Consider the following 5612-nt stretch of genomic DNA (forward strand, 5'->3'; position numbering starts at 1 on the left):
GCGGCTGCGCACGGTGGCGGTGGCACCCGACGGCGCGCTCTGGCTGACCACGTCGAATACCGACGGCCGCGGCGACGTGCGCGCCGGCGACGATCGGATCGTCCGCTTCCCCGCGCGTTAGATCAGCGGTTCCAGCTGCGAGCTCACCGGGCGCGGCGGCCAGTGCTCGGGCTTCACGTTCTCCGGTTTCGCACCGGGATCGTCGTCCCAGTCGAACTGCGTCCCCACCCACGCCTTGGGCCGCTCGAAGGACACCTCGCGGGCGTGCAGGGCGGCGCGGCGGAAGGAGATGTCGCCGAAGAAGTCGCCGCCGGTGAAACACACCGAGCGCGCCTCGAAGACGGCGTCTGCGAAGGACACCGCGCCGTGGTATTCGGCGTCGGCGAAGTCGATCTCCTGGGTGCCGCCGGAGCGCCAGCGCTGCCGCGCGCCGAGTTGGGTGCCGTCGAAACTGGTGCCCTCGGCATAGAAGCGGGCACCGGTGAACGCGACCTTGGTCCCGGAGAATTCGGCGCTGTCGAAGGAGATGCGGTCGCCGTCGAAGACGACGCGGCCGAAGGAGGTGAGCGCGGAGCCGAAGTTCACCTCACCGAAGTTGGTGCGCTGGTTGGCGAAGGTGGCGCGGTCGAACGTGGTACGCGCACCGGAGAATTCGGCGGATTCGAAGCTGGTCGGACAGGAGAAGCTGGCCTCGGCGAAGCTCACCGCCGTGCCGTCGGGCTCGGCGCGATCCGCCTCCTGCGGCTGGAATCGCGCGTGCTGGAAGGTCACGCCGCGGCCGCGGAAGGCCGCGCCCTGGAAGCTGACCCGCCGTCCGATGAAGCGCGCGCCCTCGAAGCTGGTGACGCGGGAGGCGACGAAATCGGTGTTGGTGAAGCGGGTGCTGTCGCCCGCGAAGACCGCGTTCTGGAAGTCGGCGTTCTCCAGTACCGCCTCGGTGAAGTCGAAATCGCATGCCGACCACGAACTCTCGGCGGTGTCGCGCAGGTGTTCGGCGATGACGCGCACGATGGTGTCGCGCACCTGTCGGTCGTTCTGCCGGTAGTGGTAGACCCGCTCCACCCCCGCGCCGTCCTCCTCCAGCCGCTCGGTGCGGGAGACGAGGTGGTTGACACCCTCCTTGGCCGCGTACGGCAGCCGCAGGTAGGCGCACAGCACGTCGATGCACTGCTGGCGCCGGGCGCGTTCGGGGAATTCGTCGGCCACCCCGGCCATGGCGTACACGCCGGCGAGCCGCACGGCGACGTCCGCGGCGCCCAGTTGCAGGGCGGCCGCGCCGAACAGCTCCGAGAAGCGGCCGCGGTCGTGATCGCGCTGCCGTCTGGCAGCGAGCACCAGCGCCACCGCGACGCCGACCCCTGCGGTCACCCAGAGCGCGATCTCGGCGAGATCGAGCCGATCCGGGCGCGCATCGGTCGCGCCGAACAGTAACCACAGCACCCACCAGGTGAGAGCCGCCACCGCCACGCCGCTCGAGACCGCCAGGAACACCGACGGCGAGAGCGCCGTTCGGGTCCGTCGCTCGGTCTTGGACCCGAACCACCCCCAACGCCGCCGCATAGCGAGATGGTAACGACCGCGGCGCGCGAGCGCACAGGGAGCCCCGATTCCCGTTCCGCTCCATGAGATTCGATGCCGACCGGATGGTTCGCGACCAGGCACTATGCCCGAAAAGCGAAGTCCGCCCAGCGGTTCCCACCGCAGGGCGGACTCTCCACGCCGCCCGGTCGCCTCGAACCGCCCCGCCGCGCCGAACCGGGTCGCCGTCTCATGCCGTCCGTCGTCGCATGCCCAGGCCCGCCGCCACCAGGCACGCCACCGCCACCGCACCGACGAACCAGGGGAAGACCGTATTCAGCCCCCAGGTGGTCGCCGCCCAGCCCGCCAGCACCGTCGGCAGCGCCATGGCCGAGTAGGCCAGCAGGTAGTAGGCCGACATGGTCTCGCCGCGCTTGTGCTGCGGCACCACATCGGAGAGGTGGCGCAGCGAACCGCCGAAGCCGAGTCCGAAGGTCGCACCCAGCAGCACCCCCGAGGCCAGCACCCACGCCCCGTTGTGGGTGGCGAGCGCGGGCAGGGTGAGCAGCAGCGCCGCCGCCATGCCGATATCCCCGGCGATGGCCGCGCGACGGGCCGGAATGGCGGTGGCGAAGAACTGCGCCAGCGCACCGGCGGTGGCCGTGGCCGCCACCACCGCGCCGCCGAACACGAGATTGTGCACTCCGGTCTTGGCCGCCGCCAGCGACGGATACAGCGACAGCAGCACGCCCAGCACCGACCAAGCCGCCATCACGCCCAGCGCCGAGAACCAGAAGTCGCCGCGAATCTCCTGCGGCACCGCCGGTTTGGCGATGCGGATGGGTCCGGCCACCCGGGCCGTGTGCGGTTCGCGCAGCGCCAGTACGCCGACGCCGACCAGCAGACAGACCACGGTGATCACCACGTAGGGCGTGCGCAGCGGATACGGCGCGTACTGCGCCAACAGCGCCGAACCCAGAATGGCGACGGCCATGCCGACATTGAAGGCCACCCCGGTCAGCTGCCCGGAGCGCGCACCGTGTTTGGGCCGCAGGTCCAGCAGCGCCGCCGCGCCCGCCACCACCGTCGAGCCGACCGCCGCGCCGTGCAGCGCCCGCGCCAGCAGCAGCATGGCCACGTTGTCGGCCAGCAGGAACACCACCAGTCCGGCGACCATGACGCCGAAGGCTCCCAGCAGCACCGGCTTTCGGCCCACGGCGTCGGAGATCCGGCCCGATACCAGCACCGCGCCCAGGGCCGCGACGGCGTAGGCGGCGAAGACGAAGGTGGTGGTGAGCGGCGTGAAATGCCACTCCTGCTGGTAGATGCCGTAGAGCGGGGCCGGCACCCCGGACACCCCCAGTGCCACGCCGCTGGCGGCGAGTACGAGCGCGTACGCCCAGGTCTGTGTGCCCGGCTCGGCCCGAACCGCAACATCCGCTGACATCGAACGCTCCATCAGGTAAGTTTGATCGTGATCGAACCTGACCATACTCCTGGTTCGATGGTCGTCAAACCAGTCTCCGAGTGAGGTAGCTCATGTCCGACACCGATGTGAAGCCCGCGGTGGCGCCGCTGTCCACGGTGCTCGGCGCGCTCCAGGACCCGATTCGCCTGGAGATGGTGCGCCGTCTCGGCACCGCGGGCGAACCACAGCGCTGCAGCGCGCTCTACGACTCGATCAGCAAATCGACCGCCGCGCACCACTTCAAGATCCTGCGCGAGGCCGGGCTCACCGATCGCGAATCCGTGGACGGGCAAACCTTCGTCCGGCTGCGCACCGCCGAGATCGGCGCGGCGCTGCCCGGCCTGCTCGAGGCGGTGCTCGAGGCTGCCAACAGGTCGAGTGACACCACCGACAAATAGTGCAGATCCGACGATAAACCCTGCAGCCATCGGACCCCCGGCCGCGCTACCGTCATCTCATGCGTATTCGCGTCGCGACGACGGAGGACCTGCCAACACTCCAGAAGATCGAGATCGCCGCCGGAGAGCCCTTCCGCACCCTCGGCATGCTCGAGATCGCCGATGACGACCCGCCCAGCATCGAGACCCTCGACGCGCACCTGCGCGCGGGCCGGGCCTGGGTCACCGTGGACGACGACGGTATGCCCGTCGCGTACCTCGTCAGCAGGCAGGTGGACGACACCGAACACATCTGCCAGGTCTCGGTCCTCCCCGATTTCGCCCACCACGGTATCGGGCGCACCATGATCGAACGATTGGCCGACTTCGCCCGGGCGCGGGGACTGCCCGCGCTGAGTCTCACTACATTTCTCGAAGTGCCCTGGAACGCACCGTATTACGAACGGCTCGGCTTCCGTCGGATACCGGATGCGGAACTCACCCCGGAGCTGCGGGAGATTCGCGCCCACGAGGCCGAGGTCGGCCTGGACCGCTGGCCCCGCATCGCCATGCGGCGCGAGCTGGCCTAATCGTTCGAACAGTGGTCGCCGCCGGGTGATTTCGCGCCCGGCGGCGCGAAGGTGCGCGTGAACTCCGGGCAGTCGACGAGACGGGAGTGCGTGCAGACGGCCGCATGCCGCAGACCGTCGCGCATGCGGGTGAGCCGGGCGATGTCCTCGTCGACCTCCCGCGCCTTCCGGACCAATTGAGCACGCAGGGCGGTGTCGTCGGGGGTAGCGCGCAGGAAGTGCTGAATCTCGGCGATGGTGAAACCGGCACGGCGGGCGCACGCGATGAGCGCCAGTCGGGGCACCACCTCCGGTTCATAGGTGCGGCGCAGGCCATTGCGGCCCGCCGAGACGATGAGCCCCTGCTGTTCGTAGTAGCGCAGGGCGGAGGCCGCCATCCCGGATCGAGCGGCGACCTCGGCGATATCCAACAGGGCGTGGGACATATCACTCCTTGACTTGAAGCGCGCTTCAAGTCACAGACTAGCGCCCATGCAGATCCATCACCTCAACTGCGGCTCCATGGCCGAGATCGAAGCGACCTACGACGTGGCCCCCGCACCCATGGTCAACCACTGCCTGCTGGTGGAGACCGCCGACGATCTGGTGCTCATCGAAACCGGACTCGGGCTGGAGAATGTGCGGAATCCGGCGGGCACCCTCGATCCGGACTGGGTCGACTTCGCCCGACCGGCGCTCGACGAGCAGGAGACCGCCATCCGCCAGATCGAGCGGCTCGGCTACTCCCCCGGCGATGTCGGCCACATCATCCTCACCCACCTCGATGTCGACCACTCCGGCGGCCTGCCGGACTTCCCACACGCGCGGGTGCACGTCCACGCCGCCGAATTGGCCACGGCCCTGGCCGAATCCGCCGCCAGCCGCTACCGCCCCGCGCACTGGGCCCACGGCCCGAAATGGGTGAGCTACACCCCCGAACCCGGCGACGAATGGTTCGGCTTCACCTCGACCCCGGTCCAGGGGCTGAGCCCCGACTTCCGCCTGGTCCCCCTCGGCGGCCACACCCCCGGCCACACGGGCGTCGCGGTCCGCCACGACGACCACTGGCTCCTGCACTGCGGCGACGCCTTCTTCTACCACCGCGAACTGGACCTCCCACCCCAGCCCCACCCCCTGCTCGACCTGCTCCAGCAGTCCACCGAGTTCGACCGCGACCTCCGCCTCGGTACCCAGGCCCGCCTCCGCGAACTCGTCCGCACCCACCCGCACGAGGTCACCCTCTTCAATGCCCACGACCCCTGGCAACTCCAGGCCCGGCAGGCCCCGGCCCACAGCGCGTGAAAGCAGGCCGAGGTCGTGCGTGCGAACGACTCGGTACCGCGAGTCCGGCTCGGGACAGACCGACACCCCGGGTACCGACGCCGGGCGGCCACCGGCCTCGCACCCAGCCCGGCTCGGTATCCAGCCGGTTCGACGTGGCCACCGCGCACACCGAGGAAACCATCGGGCTGCGGTCGTAACCGACGCCGCATCAGCACAGGGCATTCGCCGAAGGCGAAGGTGGAACCGGGCGCGGGCACCTACGCGGTGCGCCCGGTGCACGCCGCGACAGCGGGGCGCACGGCCGGGCGCCGGTGGATTACGCCGGGGGCGGCGGTGGGGGTGCCTCGCCTTCCACCGGGGCGGGTGGGGGTGGTACGTCCGCGGGTGGGGCGGGCT

At 70.1% G+C, this 5612-nt stretch carries 6 protein-coding genes and 1 pseudogene; 4 read left to right on the top strand and 3 right to left on the bottom strand.

Features of this window, described 5'->3' with window-relative positions; all coding sequences use genetic code 11:
- Positions 1-121, top strand: a pseudogene (locus ON31_RS38080) (PQQ-dependent sugar dehydrogenase); the annotation flags it as partial.
- Here ON31_RS38080 and ON31_RS20355 read toward each other — a convergent pair.
- Together ON31_RS20355 and ON31_RS20360 are read right to left on the bottom strand one after the other, a co-directional pair.
- Positions 118-1560 (bottom strand): pentapeptide repeat-containing protein, encoded by a 1443-nt coding sequence (locus ON31_RS20355; RefSeq protein ID WP_039815897.1) that lies wholly within the window; start codon positions 1558-1560, stop codon positions 118-120. The pseudogene ON31_RS38080 and the gene ON31_RS20355 sit on opposite strands and share 4 nt — an antisense overlap.
- Before the next feature lie 208 nt (positions 1561-1768).
- Positions 1769-2965: an MFS transporter gene (locus ON31_RS20360; protein ID WP_039815904.1), complete on the bottom strand. Its 1197-nt coding sequence runs from the start codon at positions 2963-2965 to the stop codon at positions 1769-1771.
- Between the two features lie 92 nt (positions 2966-3057).
- Between ON31_RS20360 and ON31_RS20365 the strand changes: the two genes are divergently transcribed.
- Together ON31_RS20365 and ON31_RS20370 are read left to right on the top strand one after the other, a co-directional pair.
- Entirely contained in the window at positions 3058-3384 is a 327-nt protein-coding gene (locus ON31_RS20365; RefSeq protein WP_029928120.1) for an ArsR/SmtB family transcription factor, read from the top strand.
- 59 nt (positions 3385-3443) lie between these two features.
- On the top strand, positions 3444-3953 hold the full coding sequence (locus ON31_RS20370; RefSeq protein WP_039815899.1) for a GNAT family N-acetyltransferase: 510 nt from the start codon (positions 3444-3446) through the stop codon (positions 3951-3953).
- Here ON31_RS20370 and ON31_RS20375 read toward each other — a convergent pair.
- Entirely contained in the window at positions 3950-4378 is a 429-nt protein-coding gene (locus ON31_RS20375; protein WP_051037528.1) for a MerR family transcriptional regulator, read from the bottom strand. The genes ON31_RS20370 and ON31_RS20375 overlap by 4 nt on opposite strands.
- A 46-nt stretch (positions 4379-4424) precedes the next feature.
- On the opposite strand from ON31_RS20375, the gene ON31_RS20380 reads away from it, so the two are divergent.
- On the top strand, positions 4425-5234 hold the full coding sequence (locus ON31_RS20380; RefSeq protein ID WP_039815903.1) for an MBL fold metallo-hydrolase: 810 nt from the start codon (positions 4425-4427) through the stop codon (positions 5232-5234).
- The last annotated feature ends 378 nt before the right edge of the window (positions 5235-5612 follow it).

Origin of the sequence: Nocardia otitidiscaviarum NBRC 14405, from assembly GCF_000308635.1 — a bacterium.
GTDB classification, from domain to species: Bacteria; Actinomycetota; Actinomycetes; order Mycobacteriales; family Mycobacteriaceae; genus Nocardia; species Nocardia otitidiscaviarum.